Here is an 18,307-nt window from a genome sequence, read left to right as displayed (position 1 = left end):
GCGAACCCAAACGGACGAGGAAAAACCCGAAAATTTTTCACCCCCTAGGGGGTGAACCTTCCCCTTACTCCAAAACTGTACATTCTTATTTCATCAATTCTGGACATTCTTAACTTGACATTCACACACCATAAGTTCCGACGCCTATGTTTATTGTAACTCGGACCGGGTGCAACACCTACTTGTCTTGATCATATTTAACCGAATCGGTCGCATTGAAGTTCCTTATGCAACTTCGCATATTGACACGCTGAGACATGGCCAGGATAGGCCTTCCAGCTCAGCTTATCATCGAACTCAAGCTTCACTGAAAGGGCAAGAGCCAGAAAGTTTGCCCATGTAACCAAGCATGAATCCCATATGAATCATCCGGACTGGCCCGAAAAATCATGAAGAAATCCCTCCTTCTCCGCCAGAGCTGTTTCTTTCAGTGGACAGCTCTTTTTTTGTTCCTGGCTTCTTTCCCGCTTGAAGCGGGATCTTGGTCATTTTTCGCTGCCGGTTCATTGCTTTTGTTACGGTTCTCCCGATTTGTTCAGTAATTGTTCAGCGCCTGCTGGTAGATTTATAGCGTTGAAAAATCTTGCCTTTTTTCTTTTATACGACTGTCGCCTGGAGGTGGAAGAATGAACATTAATTTCAAAAAGATGAATCGTCTGGCTGGGCTTGTCAGCCTGATGCTGGCCTTGTTGCTTGCGGTCATGCCGGTATTTGCGGCAAAGATTGCCTATGCAGCCGAGCCCGATCCTTCTTGGCTCGAACCCGTTACGATCGAGATTGAAGGCTGGACGGCAGGAGAACCAATCGATTATACGGAAGATCTGTCGATCAAGGTCGGATTCAAAGTGCCCGTTGAGGGTGACGAGGTTGACGACTACTTCAATTTCAATGATACGGTGACTTTACATCTGAGTCAGTATTTCAGTTTTTCAGATGAAACTACACTTGAACTGACAGCAAATAACGGCAAGGTGATCGGACATGTGACGCTGAAAAATGACACACAAGGCCGTGCGATTGCGGAAATCGTGTTTGACGAAAGTCCCGAAGTGTTCGAGATCGACGATGTTGTTTACAGAAACGTGTTTGCTGGTTTTAACGCCACTTTGACCTTCAATGAAGACGGTTGGGAAGATGCTGACGAGGATAGCGATGAGTGGTATCTCGACAAAGAAGTAATATTTATCCTCCCTGGCGATACCATTACTGAAACCATTTCAAAAGAAGGGCAGTTAAATGAGGAGGGCTCCGGCATTATCTGGGAAATCACCATTACCCGGATGGACGACGCGAGGCCCCCCCAACACCAAAGCCTTGCCGGCTTCACCTTTCGGGATGAGCTGGATGGGGTTGGAGCATTCAAATCAGGCTCCTTCAGTGTTAAGCACAGCGGCTCTACAGAAGTGAGCGTAGATGACGGTGATGTCCTGACATCGGAAAACGGTAAGCAGGTTTTGGTCTATGAAATACCTGCAGGGTTCGAATCTCCACTGACCATCACCTTCGAGACGGACTTGCCGTCTGGCGTCCTGGTCAATGGCGGCGATATCAAAAATACCGGACAACTGAGTGAGGGTGATAAGGATCCGATCCAGGATGATGACACGGTCACCATCGACCCGCCGGAAATTTCGAAAGAAGGATGGGTGTCGGGTGAATACGACGATGAAGATGAAGAGATCTATTTGAATGGCAGCCGCCGGATCACCTGGTATGTTGAGGTAGACAGCAAGGGCCTTACCCTTTATGAATTGGAAATAAAAGATGCGATCGATTCTGATTTGGAGATTGAATCCATCAGCTGGGAGATTTGGACCCTGAGCTCAGATGACCCCCCGGTAGGCAGTTGGGTTGCTTCGACAGCGCCTCAACACCAATGGACTGGAGCGCCAACTGACAATATTTACGAAATCGGCGATTTCAATGGCAGGGGTCGCTTGACCATTGTGGTCAAGGTACCCGCGCCAGACAAAGGTGATATCTCCCTGGTCGAAAAAACCTACACCAATACGGCCACGGTCACCTGGAAGGGAAAAGGGGGTCAGGGTACTGGTTCATCCTCACCGGATGCGGAAGTTGGTGTTGGCTATAACGTAATTACCAAGAAACGAGGTGGAGGATCAACTTATCCGCCCTACGATGCCATCCCCTGGGAGATCAGCGTTAACCTAAAGGGACAGGGGGGGCAAGAGTATGCTGATGACCTGACGGTTTATGATTTGATCATTCATGACAGTTCGACGACTGCTCAGCAGATTTTTGACGCGACAGATGAAAATGGTGACCCGATTACCGCTTGGCCTGCTGACTTCACAGTGTCTGGTATTGGCTCAGGCGGGATCCCTCGAAATGATGGCCAAAAATTCGAAGGTTTGCTGGCCCAAGACTCACATCTGAATATCGACACTTTTGATCTGTATTATCTGTATGACGGTGATGACGATGCTACCCACATTGGGACCCTGATCAAGGTGACCGAACTGCGTTACAATGAGGCGAATAATTTCTCTTTCAAGACCAAGATTGTCGACCCGGAAAAGCTCTGGGGGAACGACCTCACGAAAACAGAGGCGAAGAATTGGGTGTCGCTGTATAAGGGCAAGAACCAAGCTTCCTCCGCAAGTGCGACGACCAGGTTTAATATTCGAATCCTCGATAAAGACATGCTGAAGCGCGAAGAAGTCGGAAACGATCATGACGAAATTGCCAGCATCAATCCAAACAACCGGACCACGTCAGCTGGAGCTGCCTTCCATTACGGCCATAAGGAGATTATTTTCCGGCTGAATATTAATGGGGCGGGTATTGATTTCACCGATCCGGATTTAGTGCTTCAAAACGGATTCGGGGCGGTGACTGTTGCGGACAAGTTGCCGATTGGCTGGGTCTTCGTTCCCTTTAGTGATGGCTCCCACTTCCTGATCTACGAGGCAAACCCCGGCACCAGTTACCTTACGGCAACGGGTACTCCGCTTTCGCCGACCTCGATACCCGGTGGCATAACTTACACTCATTCGGTTGACGTGGATGTGAATACTGACGAGGCTCAGGAAACCGCGACCTTTCAGTTTGGGGGCCTTCAAAAACCTTACGTGATTTTGGTCAAGGCTGCACCAAGTGAGGGTAAGCTTGAAGAGCTTCTCGGCCAGAATACTACAATTACCGAGACCAATACGGCCCGCATCTTCACCGAAAACCAGTCCTTCAAGGGCTTCGATGAAAAACAGCAATTCGATATCGACGGATCGATTCTGAAAAAAACAGTGAAGATGCCTTCCAAGCCTGGCGGCGTGGCGATTTGGACTGTTGATTACACTCCGCTTGGGCTTGAATTCGGCATTGGCTTCCTGGACACCCTGCCCGAAGGCCTCGACCTTCGAACCGATTCTTCGGGACAGATCGACTGGGGTACGGAAGCAGAACCCAATATCACGATTTCCGAACTCCAGCTTAAGGAGGACGGGTCCGGCACTTATGAGGTCGTGGCCAATTCAACCCTTTGGGGGCAAGACCTGGTGGAAGGGGATTTGGTCCATTACTCCCCTGATGACAGGGAGCTTACGATTTATTTCCCGGACCCGGAAAAATCTTATCGAGTGACTTACCGTACTGACATTACGGGTGTTTTGGGATACCTGACAAACAAGGTTCAGCTGCTTGAGGGGCTGGTTGACGGAGTGGAAGATGAGAGTGGTGTCCGGGTAGACGATAGCTCAGGTTGGGCCATCATGGATCTGGCTGGCTTCATCATGATCCGAAAGACCGGAAGCGATGGCAAGACGAATCTGCCGGGCGCTGTATTTACCCTGTTCAACACCGGCTCTGAAGGTCTGGCAACGACGGTCCGCGCTGTCAGAACAACTGGCCCGGACGGCATGGTGAGGTTTTTGGGTCTGCCGGCCGGAACCTATATTCTGCGGGAAACGGGACAGCCGGCGGGTTACAAAGAAAATACCCTTGACTACCAGGTCGTTGTTGGGCCCGCTCCGACCTTCTCCGTCACCATCAACGGACAGACCGGCCCTTTCAATGCGAATTCGCCGTTTATCGTCAAAAACTACCTGGAAGATGAAAGGATCGGAAAACTCTCCGTAGAAAAGAAAGTAGCGGGAACCATTGGCGATCCGAACGAGCTCTTCACCTTTGAATTGACATTTAAAGACGCTCAAGGGCAGACTCTTGCCGGATCCTTCTATTACATCGGCTCCGGTGTGCCGGACGGCACCATTGCAAGCGGCGGTCAGGTTCAACTGAAACACGGCCAAAGCATCACGGTCATCGGCCTGCCTGAAGGCACGGACTATTGGGTTACCGAGCTGGAGGCCAACCTCAACGGTTACGTTACGGCCCCTGAAGGAGAAAGCGGAACCATTGACAATGAAAAAACCAGCGAGGCGGTCTTCACCAATACGCGAAATGACGGCAGCCTCAACCTCTTGAAGCTGGTCACGGGCAACGCCGGTGAAAAGGACAGGGCCTTTACCTTCACAGTGCGGTTCTACTGGAACGGAGTTGAAGACGAGAATACCTATGATTATGTTGGAAACGGCGTTCCCGACGGAACCATCACCAGCGGTGATGAAATTCAACTTGCCCACGGCCAGTCCATTACCATCAAGGGTGTCCCCGAAGGCACCTGGTATGAGGTGGAAGAAGATGAGGCCGATGAAGACGGTTACATCACTACCGCTGAACGTGAAGAAGGTGTGATCCAAATTGAAGGACCCCAGACCGTTGTCTTCACCAACTCAAAAACGCTGGGCGAACTCAGCATCGCCAAGACAGTGGAGGGCAATGCCGGGGATCCGGGCGCCAAATTCACTTTCACTGTCAATTTGCTTGTTGAGCCTGAGATCACGATCACATCCATCTTCAGGCCTTTCGGAAATAATGGAGACAATGGCGCAGTCTATGCCTATGTGGGTTTTGGCGGCGTACCCGACGGAACCATCTCCAGCGGTGGCAAAGTTGAGCTTGCCCATGGTCAGTGGATTGTAATCAAGGGATTGCCTCTCGACTCAACCTATGAGGTGATTGAGGACGATGCGGATCAGGATGGCTACATCACTGGAAGTGTGGGTGAGACCGGCGGGTTTACCCTGGAAGATTTCCGTCAATATGCCCGCTTCGTAAATACCAGGAACCTGGGCGAGCTGACCATCAGGAAGATTGTCAATGGCATCTCAGGCGACAAGACACGCAAGTTCACCTTCGAGGTGACTTTGACCGACGCCGAAGGCAAGGAGGTCAAAGGCAGGTTTGCTTACAAAGGCACGGGTGTCGGTGACGGTGAGATCGCAAGCGGCGGCACTGTCAAGCTGGCGGACGGAGAGAGCGTCGTAATCAAGGGCCTGCCGATCGGTTCGACTTATAAAGTCGTCGAACTTGAGGCGGACGAGGATGATTACATCACAACCGCCGTCGGTGATACCGGAACCTTCAAGGTGGATGATTTTGAGAAGACGGCCCAGTTCACCAACACCAATAACAGCGCTTTGGAAGGTGATGAAACGGAAAAAGATATCCCCAAGACGGGTGATGACATCAGTTACACCTGGCTGGCCGTCTTTGTGACATCGCTTGTCCTCTTAATCGCCCTGAAGAGTGCGGACAGTTACCTGCGCCGCAAAAGAAGCACGCGCTAAGCTAAAATAGTTTAACGTGACAGGAGGCCGGTCCGCACTGTTGCGGACCGGCCTTTTCATCGGAACAAGAGGGGCTGCGATGAAAGCAAAGAAAAACCGGCCATATGGAAGAGGAACTGCGAGGACACACGCCATCATCTGCCTGCTCATGGTCTGTTGCCTGCTGGCTGCCATGATATCGGGCTATTTCATAGTTCAGCAGACGCGTGAGTATAAGGAGGGCAACACGGCCTACCAGTCCGTCCGGGATCTGGCGCGGCACTTTGGGCAACCAGTCCTTCCCCAACCTGATAGCCGGGAGGATACGCCCTTCGTGTCGGAAATTGACTTTGAGTCCCTCTTGTCCGTCAATGGTGATACTGTAGCCTGGCTCCAGGCGGAGAACACCCTCATTGATTACCCGGTCGTCCAGGGACAGGACAATTCACATTATCTCGGCCACCTCTTTACGGGTGAAAGAAACAAGCTGGGTACCCTCTTCCTGGACCACCGCAATAAGCTCTTCCAGGATCCTGTATCGGTCATTTACGGGCACAACATGAGGGACAAGTCCATGCTGACTTCCATCGCCCGGTACGTTGACCAGGAATATTACGATCAACACCCCGTCATGACTCTTTATCTTCCCGGGGAAACTTACTCGGTCGAGATCATTGCCGGGATTACTGTTTCAGGCAGCTCGGATATCCTGCGTTTCCACTTTGACGATGAGGCGGATTTCCTGGATTACGTCCAGACTTTAAGGAAACAGTCAGATTTTGTGAGCCCCGTGGAACCGGGCCCCTCTGACCGGGTTCTGGCCCTGGTCACCTGTACCTACAGCTTCCAGAACGCGCGCTACATTCTTTTTGGTAAATTGGAAAAGATCAGTTGATAGTCAGGGGACAACCAAGAGCTGGCTCCAGTAGGTCTTGAACTGACAGGAATAATCGTAGTAACAGCCCACACCGATCAATTTAAAATCAGGGTTCAGAATGTTCGACCGGTGGCCCGGTGAGTCCATCCAGCATTTGACGACTCTTTCCGGTGTCGATTGCCCGGCGGCGATATTCTCCGCGGCCTTGCAGTAACTGATTTTGATGGCAGTGAAGAAGTTTTCCCCGCTGGGCCGGGTGTGCCCCCACGCGCAACTAAGCTCCTTGGCCCTCACTCTGGCTGAACTCCGCAGGGAGCTGTCCAGGGTGAGCGGAGCCAACCCTGCCCGGGCACGTTCCTCATTTAGCAGAGTCACAACTGCTTGCTCGTAACTTTCGTTGAAGAAACCAGCTGATTCCTGGCTTGTTTCCCGGCTCACCGCAGTCGTCGTTTGCTTTGTCGTTTGCCGGCTTGTCGGGGTGGCAGCCGCTTTGCTCGTGGCTGCCGCAGTCGTGGCAGGTTCAGTTTTTTTAGCTGACTGCTGACTGCGTGTCCGGACAGTCAAAGATTCTGTCACTCGTGTACCGCTTGTCGGGCATGGCTCGGAACTCGCAGGGAGCGTATGCGGGCAAGTCCCCTCAAGAACTGCATCGTTACCATCACAGCAGACGATGGCGTCACCGGTATCCTGGGTCGTCCGGGATGTCGTCAGGGACTGCCCGGCGGCAGGCGCAGCCGGCAAAACACTTCGGGCATCACGGCACCCCGTCATGGCGGAAATGAAAGAAAATAATAGAATAAGGACTGTTGCAATTTTCTTCATATGGGTCTATTTAAAACCTTATCGCACATAGGCGGGAACTGGAAGAAGAAAAGTGTTCCTCCAAAAGTCATTTGGATTACAGATCGAGTTGGACGAGTGCCAATTTCCTGAAGGAATGATGGTAGAATAGGCTTCGTGTTGCGTCACAATGCTTGCCGGAGGTGAGAATCCATCGAAGTCTTAACACTTGTCCTTTGGGCCGGAACCCTGGCCTTCCTGGTCTTTTCCGCGGCAAAAGACTGGAAGAAAACCAAAAAAGCCTTGGGTATGGCACTCAAGATGGGAATGGGGATGATCTCCAGCATTCTCTCGATTGTCCTGGCCATTGGCCTCATCCTGACTCTTCTTCCTCCCCAGGCCATTGCAGACTTTGTCAGCAGGCAATCGGTCTGGCTGGCCACCATCGGTGCCGCATTACTCGGGACGGTTACGCTGGTTCCTGCCTTCATTGCTTTTCCCATCACGGGAACCCTGGTGGACGCCGGGGTCAGTGCAGTTCCGGCCGTCGCCTTCCTGACGACCCTGACCATGGTTGGTGTTGTGACACTCCCGCTTGAAAAAAGAGCCTTCGGGGCCCGGTTTACTGCGGCTAGAAATGCCCTGAGCTTTTTGTTCGCCATTCTGATCGCACTTGTGATGGGAGTGTTGATGTGAGGACCCGTGATCTGATCCGAAAGAATCTTTTCCTGCTCCTGGTTCTTCTCGCCTACGCAGTCCTGTTTTTTGTCCGCCGGGACCTGGTGAATGAATCGGTCCGAAACAGCACCTATTACATCAGGGAAATGGTCCTGGTCATGCCGGCTGTTTTTGTCCTGACCGCCCTGCTCGATCTGTGGATCCCCAAAGACAGGATTTTGCAGTTTTTGGGAAAAGATGCCGGTGTCAGGGGCATCCTGCTCTCATTTCTGATTGGCAGCCTATCGGCCGGTCCGATTTATGCCGCTTTTCCTCTCTGCGTCATGCTTCACAAAAAGGGAGCGTCCATCCGCAACATCGTCATTATTTTGAGTTCATGGGCTGTCATCAAGCTGCCCATGCTTTTGAATGAAGCCAAATATCTGGGCTTTAAATTCATGGGGCTGCGCTGGCTTCTTACCGTACTCGCCATCCTTATCTTCTCCTCAATCACCTCCCTGGTCATCCGGAATCATCCCCTGCCGGAAAACGGTGACAGCAATGGAGCGGACGGCCTGCCGGATTAAGACCCCGGCAGTTCTTCCGGCCCGGTGAGATAGGAATTGGAAAGATAAAGACCCAGTTTCGCGCTGGCGGGGCCGATCAGCTCATAGAGCACACTGGATGCCAGAATGATGGTCTGAAGCGTGCCCCCGACCTCCGGACCCAGTTGGCGGGCGCAAAGAGCCGCCAGGCCGATGGCCACGCCGGCTTGCGGAGCGAGCGCAAGGCCCAGGTAATTCCTCACCTCTTTCGGTTTCCCTGTCACCGCGCTGCCAAGGAAGGCTCCCACATATTTGCCGATCAGACGGACAAAGAAGTAAAGGACACCGACAACAGCGAGCGACGTCGACCCCACCGCTTTCGTTGAGACCAGGGCGCTCAGATCAAAGGTCAGGCCCGAGCGCACGAAAAAGAGCAGCAGGATGGGCGGATTGAAATAGTTGAGTTGTTTGAAGAGTTTCTCGTGTCCCTCAATGTTGGCGAAAACCATGCCCATGGTCATGCAGCCCAGAAGCGGCGAGACATCAAAAATGGCACTGACCCCCGAGAAAAGAAGCAGGATGGCAACGGCGATGATCAGGCGGTTGTCGGCCGTCCGCCTGGTTGGTGTCATCAGCTTGAGAAGCCAGGCAAAGCCCGCCCCCAGAATGATCAGGAGGAGGTTGATCAGAAAGGGGAGGATGACTACCTGAAAAGTGCCGCCGCCCGAGGCCTCCGTCAGTGCAGAGGAGGCCGCCGCGATGGCGATGCTGTAGGCGACCAGACCCGCCACATCATCCATGGCAACCACTTGCAGAAGGGTATCCACATAATCGCCTTTCGCCTCTGTCTGGCGAATGGTCATCATGGTGGAAGCGGGCGCCGTCGCCGAGGCCAGTGCCGCCAGTACGATGGAAAAAACAAAATCCAGCTTAAGCACCAGGTGGGTCAGAATGAAAACAAAGAACGAGGCTGTCAGCGCCTCAAACAAGGTAATCACGGCGGATTTGCCGCCCTGCTTCCTCAGTTTTGAGAATTCGAAATGCTCGCCTACGCTGAAGGCAATAAAAGACAGGGCGACATCGGTCAAAAATTCGGTACCGTGAATGAAGGGGGCGGGAATCACATCCAAAACGTAAGGACCCATCAGGATACCTGTCACGATATAAGCGGTTACGTTGGGAAGCCGGAGCAGTTTGGTCAGGCGTGTCATCAAGAAGCCCAGTATCAGCATGAGTGACAGCGAAATGAGAACGCCTGCCACTCCCGTCGAACCGCCATTTTGATTGTAAAGCCAGTCCAGCATGATCCATCCTCCTCTCTATCCTGTGATCCAGCCGCGCCAATCGGCTTGAGCGTGTGGTAAAGGCATGATAAAGTGATAAAACAAAAATGTAAAATAATCATTTGATCATTTTGGATTATTTTTCCTTATGAAAGGAGCAAAAGGATGATCGATCGAAAAGTGGCTTCCTTGCTGGCCGTCGTTGAAATGATGAGCTTCACCAAGGCCGCTGAAATCCTGAATCTTACGCAACCTGCGGTAAGCCAGCACATCAGTCAGCTTGAAAAGGAATTGGGTTTTACGCTCTTTCATCGGGGAAAAGGCGCGATCCGGCTCACAGATGCGGGAGAAACGGTCGTCCGCTTCGCACGCCGGCTCAACTCCCTTTATGACCGGCTGAAAACCACCCTGTCCGACCAGGATAAGTCGCTGACACGTCTTCGGATCGGCATCACCCATACGGCGGAGAGCAACATTGTGGCCGAGGTGCTGGCTGAATACGGCAACAGGAATCCCGGCATTGTCATCACAATACTGACTGATTCAATAAAAAATCTTTATGAGAGGCTGGATAATTACGATCTGGATTTGGCCATCGTGGAGGGGGCAGCCAGCATCCCTGAATTCGGTTTCATCCTCCTTGACACCGATTACCTGGTCTGCGCCATGTCCAATGAACACCCCCTGGCCAAAAATTCCATGGTGACACTGGAGGATCTGATCCCTGAGCGGATGATCCTGCGTCTTTCTGAATCGGCGACCGTCAATCTCTTCATCGCCAGCCTTGAATCAATCAACCGTTCCATCCAGGAATTCAACGTCATTTTGGAAGTTGACAACATCGCCACCATCAAGGATCTGATCCGCAAGAACCTGGGCATTTCAATCCTTCCGAAAAGTACCTGCGCGGACGAAGTGAGCAAGGGAAAGATGACCATTCTTCCCATCGAGAATATGCGCATGATCCGGGAGACCAAGATCGTCTACCAAAAGGATTTCTGGCATCCTTTTGTCCTCCAGGAATTGACCTCCCTTTACGGAAAAATTGCCAACAGAAGAAACCGGATCATCCCCTGAGGGAATTTTGAGGACCGGTTGCCGGTGCCTTGGATTTTAAGCTGACATAGGCCTCAACGCAGGCATAGTTTTCCGGTGTGCAGAAAAGGACAATGGAATCACCGGGAACCGACTTTAAAATGATCGTCCTCCTCTTTGGCCTATATGTCACTTTGCGGACACGCTTCCAGGCCAGGACCTGTCCCTGGCGGCCCTGGGCCAGCACGCCCGCGCCTGCCGCCGAATAATTGCGCGCGAACAGGCCCAGCAGGATCGCAGCCCGGTTGATCCTTCGGTATTTTGCGGCCTGGTTCTCCTGAATCCGGCTGGTGACCTCTCTGTCGCCCAGTTTGTAATCGACGTCGTAGGTTCCTCGAAAGACAATCAGAATGACCAGGCCGGTCAGCAGCAAGAGAAGCCCGATCAAGCCCAGAGCGTAATAAAGATAGGGTGCCCCGGGCGAAACCAGCAGCAAAATCAGGATGATGATGCCGAAGGGGATCCCGATCGCCAGCCCCAGCTGCCTCAATAGAAGAGCATTTTTGAAGATGGGGACACGGATGGACCAGCTGCAGGTCCCTGGTACCCTTTTTTCTGATTGGCCCTCGTCTCCCGGATCCTTCATGGCGCAATCCTCCCGCCTTGTCCGCTAAAGGTAGCTTGTCTTTCGTTCATTGACGACAAGGATCCTGCCTTCCCGGATCACGTAGGGCCGGTTGGGGCATAGCGCCATGGCTTCACGGATGTTTGTGGCGTCGATGACGACCAGGTTGGCGTCACAACCCTCCTCGATCCCGTAGCCTTCAATATTCAGAATCCTGGCCGCATCCCCTGTGATCATGTCGAATACTTTTTCGAGTTCGGAAGGCAGGCTCATTTGTGCCGCGTGGACCGTGATGTTGGCCACCTGAAGCATGTCAGCCGAACCCAGGGGATAGAAGGTGTCGTTGACGCAGTCCTGTCCGAAACTGACATTGACGCCGGCCTCCAAAAGTTCTTTGACCCGGGTGATGCCCCGGCGGATGGGCTGCTTGTCCAGCCTGCCCTGCAGCATGAGGTTGGTCGCCGGGTTGGTGATCATGTGGAGGCCGGCCCGGGCCACTTTTTCGATGACGTAGGCGGCGTAATGATCGTCATATGCTGCCAGGGCACAGGTGTGGCCGGCGGTGACCCGGCCCTGCCAGCCCCTGCTTAGAGTCTCGTCGGCCACCATCTCCAGCGTCCGGAAAAAAGGATCGTCCGTTTCATCGACATGCATATCGATGTCAGCATTGTACTTTTCCGCCAGGTCAAAGCAGAACTTGACATGAGCCAGGCTGTCACCGGGCGTCTTCTCATTGGCCGGCATGCCACCGACCAGGTCACAACCCATCCGCATGGCCTGATCCATCAGTTTGTCGCAGCCGGGATCCTTCAGGATACCCTCCTGGGGGAAGGCAACCAGCTGAAGGGTCATCCGGTCTTTGTATTTCTCACGGAGAGCGAGGACACCGGACAGGGGTTTCAGCCCCCCCACGGTGTCAACGTCAATATGGGTCCGCATGGCCAGGGTTCCGTTCATCAGGGCCTTGTCCAGGACAGCGCCTGCCCGCTCGCTGACGTCTTCATCAGTGTACTGCTTCTTGCGGTTCCAGATGATTTCAATGGCCTCGGTCAGAGTGCCGCTGACATTCTTGCGGACACTGTCCAGGATGTTGACTTTGTCCAGATGGATATGAGGGTCGATAAAAGCGGGAACCAGCAGTCTGGATTCCAGATCCAAAATTCTTTCAGCCGGCAGGTCCAAATTCCGGCCGATTACGTGGATGCTCCTGCCCTGGCAATGGACGTCCCATAGACCATCGCGCTGTCTCAGCCTGCAGTTTTTCAGCAACAGTGACATGATCAGCTCCCTTTGACAATCGGGTTTTTCAAGACCAGCACGCCGCCCTCCACCTCATCAATGAAAAAAGAGGACTGGTCAAGGAAGGTGACCTGATCGAAATGATCCAGGAAGGGTTGAACGCCGGAGGTCACGTCCCAGCCGGCTTTGCCTTCCCGGTAATGCATGGGCACCGTGATGACAGGCTCAACTGCTTTGACGAGAGCGGCTGCCTGATCGGCGTCAATGGTGTAGTGGCCGCCGACAGGGATCATGATTACATCCAGCTTTGACAGCCGGCCAAGCTGGCTCTGATTCAAATCATGACCCAGGTCGCCCAGGTGGGCGATGCGGCGGCCGGCCATGGTCACAATATGGATTTTGTTGGGACCGCGGAGCCGGCCGCCCCGGGAATCGTGAAAGCTTTCGATCACCTCGACTCCGGCGACCGGCTCACGGCCTGTCAGCCGGACACGCTGCCGGGCATTGTGGTCATCGTGCTCATGGGAAACCAGAACCAGATCGGCTTGAAGATCCAGAAGGCCATAACCCGGCACTTCAAGAAATGGATCAATAACGACTGTCTCCTGATTCAGACGGATCTCAAAACATGAATGGCCGCGCCAGGTGATTTCGACTTTGTCAGACATGGGGTTCTCCTTTCAAAAAAGGCGGAAGGCCTCGGCACATCGTTGCTTCACCAGTATACCCGCGGCAGGCGCCAACATCAAAGGTATACTGATAAAAGGACTGCGGAGAAGGAGGGGGCAAAATGGACGATAACCGTTTGAAAGAGATCTGGCAGGATCTGGACAAAAGGCTGGCAGACCTTGACTTTGAGGCAATCTGGCCGGGGTTTGCACCGGTTGATTTCGCACTCTATACATCAGATGTCATGTGCTTCCGGGGCGAACTTGCCGGCAAGCCTGATTCTTTTTTCGGCAACACTTCGGTTGATTACCAGGGAGCCCGGATCGCCATCTGGAATCTATCGGGGACAAAAATCGAGAGCCCGGATTCGCTCGACCGCCTGGCTGCCAACCTGGTCCATGAGATGTTCCACGCCTTCCAGCACCGGGAAGGGGAGACACGTTTCGCCAACGACCTGGAACTCCTGCTTTATCCCCAAAACGAAATCCTCACCGCCTGGACTTCACGTGAATCGGCGATTCTGCCTGCGTCCGCACTTTATCGAGGTCAAGACCCGGAAAAAAACGCTTTGCAATCGCTCCGGTCCATCGCCGCTGTCCGGGCCGCGAAATCACAGCTGTCAGGGGGGGCGACCATCAATGAGCTCCGGGTGGAGACGACGGAGGGGTTGGCGGAATACGCCGGCTACCGCGGTCTCTGCCAGATTAACAGTGAACTCGCAGCCAGGCAGTTGTTCTACTACAAGGATCAATTGTTTGAGGGAGACTACCTTTTTGATATCCGGCGGCGCTGCTATTTTTCTGGCATCCTCCTGGCCATAACCGCCGACAAGGCTGGACTGCCGGTTCCCCACCCCTTGCAAGCGAAAAAAACCTTCTGGGAACTGCTTGACATCTCACCCGGCCCCATTGAACCCCTGTCCAGCCAGGAACTGTCCCTGGCAGCCTCTTTGACCGCCCTGGAAAATGAGAGGCGGACCACACTTCTGGCCGGTTTCCAAGAGCGATTCCAGCAAAAACGGCCGGTTCAGGCCCGGATTGTGGGCTACGACCCCATGAATCTGACCCGAATCGACGATTACTTGATCTCCACCCACATCTTAATGATCGAAGAAGGCGGTGTCACGAAAACCCTTATGGGTGATCAGCTCTTGTTGATGAAAACAGAGGATGAGCGGCAGGTGGAAGCCGTCTTTTTCGAAACTGCCTGATCTTTTTGCTACAATGCATGCTAAGTGAGTGAAGCATCAATCAAGTCCAGGAGAGATACCATGAGAGACCGGATCAATGCCATCAAGGAAGAGGGAATTGCCGCGCTCGGCAAGGCCGCTTCTTTCGAAGAGCTGGAAAGTCTGCGCCAGGACTATCTGGGCAAAAAGGGATACCTGACTGAAGTTCTGAAAGGGCTGGGGAAACTTCCGCCCGAAGACCGCAAGGAAGTGGGCCAGCTGGCCAACCGGGTCAAGGATCTCTTTGCCCGGACCATCGAGCAGCAAAAACAACGCCTTTTGGAAGATGCCTCCTTTCTTGAACCGGCTCCGGATCTGACCGTCCCTGGCCTGCGGGTCGCGTCAGGCGGGCTTCACCCCGTTACCCGAATGTGTTACGACCTGAACGATTCCTTCCGCTCCCTGAATTTTGAGATATACAGCGAAGACGAAATCAGCAGCGAGCTCTACGCCTTCGACAATCTGAACTTTCCTCCCGACCACCCTGCCCGCGATTCCATGGATACTTACTGGATCGCCGGTACTGAAGATAAAAGAGGGGCTGACAGACTCTGCCTGCGCCCCCACCTGACTGGCGGCAGCGTCCGCTATCTCCAAAAGCACGGTGCGCCCGCGCGTTTTGTCTATCCCGGCCGCGTCTTTCGCAACGAGGCAACCGATGCCCGCCACGAACGCACCTTTTACCAGTATGAGGCCTTAATCGTCGACCGTGATTTCTCCTTTGCCTCGGGCCTGGTCCTGGTCGAGACCATTTTGGAACGCGTTTTCGGTCACGACGTGCCTGTCCGTATGCGGGCCGGCTTCTTCCCTTTTGTTGAACCGGGCTTTGAGATCGATATGCAGTGCCAGGTCTGCATGGGCAAGGGCTGTCCCGTCTGTCATCACACGGGCTGGATCGAGGTCATGCCGGGCGGGTCGCCTCACCCCAATGTCCTGCGGGTAGCCGGCCTTGATCCGGATATCTGGAGCGGGTTCTACATCAACATCGGGCTCGACCGCCTGGTCATGATGCGGTACGGCATTGATGACGTCAGGCTCTTCCATAGTGCCGATCTCCGTTTCCTCAGCCAGTTCAAGTAGGAGGGAATCATGTTAATCTCGTTAAACTGGATTAGACAGTACGCCGATCTGCCGGCGGATCTTACCGCCGGCCGCGTCGCTTATGACCTGACCATGCGGACAGTCGAAGTGGAATCGGTGACTCATGCTGCCGACCTGGTTGAGGGTATTGTGGCCGGCCGGATCGAATCGGTCAAAGCCCACCCCGAAGCCGATCTCCTTCAGATCTGTATGGTGGATATTGGCCGGGACCGCCTTTACCAGATCGTTTGCGGCGGCACCAATCTCTATGCAGGGGAAGCCGTTGCCGTGGCACCGCCCGGAGCCCAGGTGCGCTGGCATGGCCAGGGTGAACCGGTTGAACTGAAAACAACTAAACTTCGGGGCCAATTGAGTGAAGGCATGATCTGCAGCTCTCAGGAAATCAACCTGGAAGACCTCTTCCCCGCCGAGCACGAGCGGATCATTGTCGACCTGACCCCCCAATTCCCCCATGCCGTCCCCGGACAGGCGCTGGCTGATCTTTTGGGACTCGATGATCTCATCATCGAGATAGACAATAAGTCCATGACCAACCGGCCCGATCTTTGGGGCCATTACGGCATCGCGCGGGAACTGGCCGCCATTTACGGCGGATCTTTGAAAACGCTGCCGGCCTTCAAGCTCCCCGACACCCCCGGACCCTACACTGTCAGGATTTCCGACACCGACCGCTGCAGGCGTTACGACGCCGTCGTCTTCGACGGTGTCAAAACGACGCCTTCGCCCTTCTGGATGCAGCGCCTGATCTGGTCGGTGGGCATGCGGCCCATCAACCTGCCCGTCGATGTCACCAACTTTGTCATGCTGGCGACAGGCCAGCCCACCCATGCTTTCGACCGTGATCATGTCGAGGACGGCATCCATGTCCGCCTGGCCCGGGAGGGAGAAATCCTGGAACTTCTTGACGGCCACGAATTGAAACTGGCTGCCAGTGACCTTCTGATCTGCGACGGCAAGGACAAGCCGATCGGACTGGCCGGCGTCATGGGGGGCGCCCGCGATTCCATCCTGCCTGATACCTCCGGCATGGTCCTGGAAGTAGCCAACTTTGAAGCCATTGGGATACGGAAGACAGCGGCCCGCCATCAACTGCGCACCGAAGCCTCATCCCGCTTTGAAAAAGCCATCGACACACTCCGCTGTGATCAGGCCCTGGGCCTGGCGGTCGAGCTCATGCGCGACTTGCAGCCGGAGGCCAAAATCGTCGCGGCCGGGCATCACCGCGCCGTGGAAACCCAACCGCTGACGATTCCCGTCTCGCTTCATTTCCTCAATGTCCGGTCAGGCAGGGCACTGACGGCTGGTGAGACCATGAAGACACTGGAACCTCTGGGTTTTAGAACTTCCTTTGACGGTGACGACATACTGACTGTCACGGTGCCTGTCTGGCGGGCGACCGGTGATGTTGGCATCAAGGACGATATCCTGGAGGAAGTCTGCCGTATGATCGGCTATGACCGGTTCGAGTTTGTCCCGCCTGTCATCGGACTGGACAAAGCCATCCGTCAGCTCGATTACGAAAGTGAGCGGGCCGTCAGGGAATATCTGGCCATCCGGGCAGGTCTCCAGGAGATCTTCACTTACCCCTGGGCCGCTGATCAATTCCTGGAGGCGGCCGGTGAAAACACAGACCGGCTCCTGGCCTTGGCCACGCCGCCAGCGCCCGACCGCTCCCATATGCGCGGCTCCCTCATCCCCGGCATGCTCGAAGCCCTGGTGCAAAATGACCGCTATTACGATGAATTTGGTCTCTTTGAACTGGCTCAGGTCTTCGAAAAGGGCAGCTCCCACCCCAGCATCAAAGAAGAGAGCCTGCCCATCCAAAACAGACAACTGGCACTGGCACTGGCCGGCCAGGAGCCCCTGCAACTGTTTCGCAAGCTGAAAGGCATCCTGGCTGAATTGCCCCGCCATGGCCGTTTGGCTGGCTGGACTTTCACCAGAGAAGGCGAAAAACCCCCCTGGGCTGACAAGAATGCCTGGCTGATCCTGAAGAACAGCAAAGGTGAGACTGTCGGCCGCCTGGGCCTGCTGTCACCCAAGACAACTGAAGACATCGGCCTGAGGCAAAGCTGGGCAGCGGCAGCCGAGATCGATATCGAAAAACTGACTCCCTTGCCCAGCCGGGACAACCGCTATCAACGTCTGCCCCACTTTCCCCTGGTGGAACAGGATCTATCTATTGTGGTCGATGAAGCGATTAGCTGGGAAAAAATCGAGGAAGCGGCAGCCTCCCAGGTCAGCCGGCTCGAATTTGTGGAGGAGTACCGGGGCAGCCAGGTACCCGAAGGCAAAAAATCGGTTATGTTCCGCTTTTGGCTGGCGTCGGATGAGAAGACTTTATCCTCCGAAGAGATTGATCTTATGCGCAAGCGCCTCCTCAAAAAGCTGGAATTTGTGCTAGGTGCCACACTTCGATAACAGGATATCGATATATCCGTATCGAATGATACGGTTTTGGCCGCATGCCGGTGGCCTGCAGCCCGGGGTGCCAAAGAGTTGCATTCCATGATATCATCGATATTCTCGAAATTACTTTGATTATCTCCATTATCCTTCCTTGGGCGACTGGAATAAACAGGCATGTGGCAGATTCGTCAAAATGACAGCTTGCCCCGGCTTGCCGCGTATCCTAAATTGTAGC

13 protein-coding genes are annotated in these 18,307 nt (G+C 54.1%); 8 read left to right on the top strand and 5 right to left on the bottom strand.

Features of this window, described 5'->3' with window-relative positions:
* Positions 1–626: 626 nt before the first annotated feature.
* Complete coding sequence (locus tag GX839_00540) at positions 627–5,645, top strand: hypothetical protein (protein ID NLB03961.1); 5,019 nt, start codon at positions 627–629, stop codon at positions 5,643–5,645.
* Positions 5,646–5,724: 79 nt separating this feature from the next.
* A complete protein-coding gene (srtB, locus tag GX839_00535; protein ID NLB03960.1) occupies positions 5,725–6,519 on the top strand; it encodes a class B sortase in 795 nt (264 codons plus the stop codon).
* Positions 6,520–6,522: 3 nt separating this feature from the next.
* Here the strand turns inward: srtB and GX839_00530 are convergent, their stop codons facing one another.
* Positions 6,523–7,323, bottom strand: coding sequence for a CAP domain-containing protein (locus tag GX839_00530; protein NLB03959.1), 801 nt, complete (start codon positions 7,321–7,323; stop codon positions 6,523–6,525).
* A 171-nt stretch (positions 7,324–7,494) separates the two neighbouring features.
* Here GX839_00530 and GX839_00525 point away from each other — a divergent pair, with 171 nt between their 5' ends.
* Entirely contained in the window at positions 7,495–7,977 is a 483-nt protein-coding gene (locus GX839_00525) for a permease (protein NLB03958.1), read from the top strand.
* On the top strand, positions 7,974–8,525 hold the full coding sequence (locus tag GX839_00520; protein ID NLB03957.1) for a permease: 552 nt from the start codon (positions 7,974–7,976) through the stop codon (positions 8,523–8,525). The genes GX839_00525 and GX839_00520 overlap by 4 nt, the downstream gene beginning before the upstream one ends.
* Here GX839_00520 and GX839_00515 read toward each other — a convergent pair.
* Positions 8,522–9,787, bottom strand: coding sequence for a cation:proton antiporter (locus GX839_00515; GenBank protein ID NLB03956.1), 1,266 nt, complete (start codon positions 9,785–9,787; stop codon positions 8,522–8,524). The genes GX839_00520 and GX839_00515 overlap by 4 nt on opposite strands.
* Positions 9,788–9,931: 144 nt before the next feature.
* Here GX839_00515 and GX839_00510 point away from each other — a divergent pair, with 144 nt between their 5' ends.
* Positions 9,932–10,843, top strand: coding sequence for a LysR family transcriptional regulator (locus GX839_00510; GenBank protein NLB03955.1), 912 nt, complete (start codon positions 9,932–9,934; stop codon positions 10,841–10,843).
* On the opposite strand, the gene GX839_00505 is transcribed toward GX839_00510, so the two are convergent.
* From GX839_00505 to GX839_00495, 3 genes are read right to left on the bottom strand one after another with little or no spacing between them, the layout of a single operon-like run.
* The gene (locus GX839_00505) at positions 10,833–11,447 is read right to left on the bottom strand and encodes a hypothetical protein (protein ID NLB03954.1); all 615 of its coding nucleotides are present in this window, start codon (positions 11,445–11,447) and stop codon (positions 10,833–10,835) included. The two genes, GX839_00510 and GX839_00505, sit on opposite strands and share 11 nt — an antisense overlap.
* A 24-nt stretch (positions 11,448–11,471) precedes the next feature.
* Positions 11,472–12,704 carry an amidohydrolase family protein gene (locus GX839_00500; GenBank protein NLB03953.1) on the bottom strand — a complete coding sequence of 411 codons (1,233 nt, stop codon included), beginning with the start codon at positions 12,702–12,704 and terminating at the stop codon, positions 11,472–11,474.
* A 2-nt stretch (positions 12,705–12,706) separates the two neighbouring features.
* Positions 12,707–13,333, bottom strand: coding sequence for an MBL fold metallo-hydrolase (locus GX839_00495; GenBank protein NLB03952.1), 627 nt, complete (start codon positions 13,331–13,333; stop codon positions 12,707–12,709).
* 122 nt (positions 13,334–13,455) lie between these two features.
* Between GX839_00495 and GX839_00490 the strand changes: the two genes are divergently transcribed.
* From GX839_00490 to pheT, 3 genes are read left to right on the top strand one after another with little or no spacing between them, the layout of a single operon-like run.
* The gene (locus GX839_00490) at positions 13,456–14,544 is read left to right on the top strand and encodes a hypothetical protein (protein NLB03951.1); all 1,089 of its coding nucleotides are present in this window, start codon (positions 13,456–13,458) and stop codon (positions 14,542–14,544) included.
* 60 nt (positions 14,545–14,604) lie between these two features.
* Positions 14,605–15,642 carry a phenylalanine--tRNA ligase subunit alpha gene (pheS, locus tag GX839_00485; protein ID NLB03950.1) on the top strand — a complete coding sequence of 346 codons (1,038 nt, stop codon included), beginning with the start codon at positions 14,605–14,607 and terminating at the stop codon, positions 15,640–15,642.
* 9 nt (positions 15,643–15,651) lie between these two features.
* Complete coding sequence (gene pheT / locus GX839_00480) at positions 15,652–18,084, top strand: phenylalanine--tRNA ligase subunit beta (protein NLB03949.1); 2,433 nt, start codon at positions 15,652–15,654, stop codon at positions 18,082–18,084.
* The last annotated feature ends 223 nt before the right edge of the window (positions 18,085–18,307 follow it).

It is taken from the genome of Fastidiosipila sp. (assembly GCA_012511175.1).
Taxonomy (GTDB): domain Bacteria; phylum Bacillota; class Clostridia; order Saccharofermentanales; family DTU023; genus UBA4923.
The sequence above is the reverse complement of the archived record's forward strand: the minus strand, read 5'-3'. Positions and strand labels throughout refer to the sequence as shown.

Coding starts and splice junctions, on each gene's coding strand:
- pheS (NLB03950.1), top strand. CDS start 14,605: ATGAGAGACCGGATCAATGCCATCAAGGAAGAGGGAATTGCCGCGCTC.
- GX839_00510 (NLB03955.1), top strand. CDS start 9,932: ATGATCGATCGAAAAGTGGCTTCCTTGCTGGCCGTCGTTGAAATGATG.
- GX839_00495 (NLB03952.1), bottom strand. CDS start 13,333: ATGTCTGACAAAGTCGAAATCACCTGGCGCGGCCATTCATGTTTTGAG.
- GX839_00540 (NLB03961.1), top strand. CDS start 627: ATGAACATTAATTTCAAAAAGATGAATCGTCTGGCTGGGCTTGTCAGC.
- GX839_00490 (NLB03951.1), top strand. CDS start 13,456: ATGGACGATAACCGTTTGAAAGAGATCTGGCAGGATCTGGACAAAAGG.
- GX839_00530 (NLB03959.1), bottom strand. CDS start 7,323: ATGAAGAAAATTGCAACAGTCCTTATTCTATTATTTTCTTTCATTTCC.
- srtB (NLB03960.1), top strand. CDS start 5,725: ATGAAAGCAAAGAAAAACCGGCCATATGGAAGAGGAACTGCGAGGACA.
- GX839_00500 (NLB03953.1), bottom strand. CDS start 12,704: ATGTCACTGTTGCTGAAAAACTGCAGGCTGAGACAGCGCGATGGTCTA.
- GX839_00515 (NLB03956.1), bottom strand. CDS start 9,787: ATGCTGGACTGGCTTTACAATCAAAATGGCGGTTCGACGGGAGTGGCA.
- pheT (NLB03949.1), top strand. CDS start 15,652: ATGTTAATCTCGTTAAACTGGATTAGACAGTACGCCGATCTGCCGGCG.
- GX839_00505 (NLB03954.1), bottom strand. CDS start 11,447: ATGAAGGATCCGGGAGACGAGGGCCAATCAGAAAAAAGGGTACCAGGG.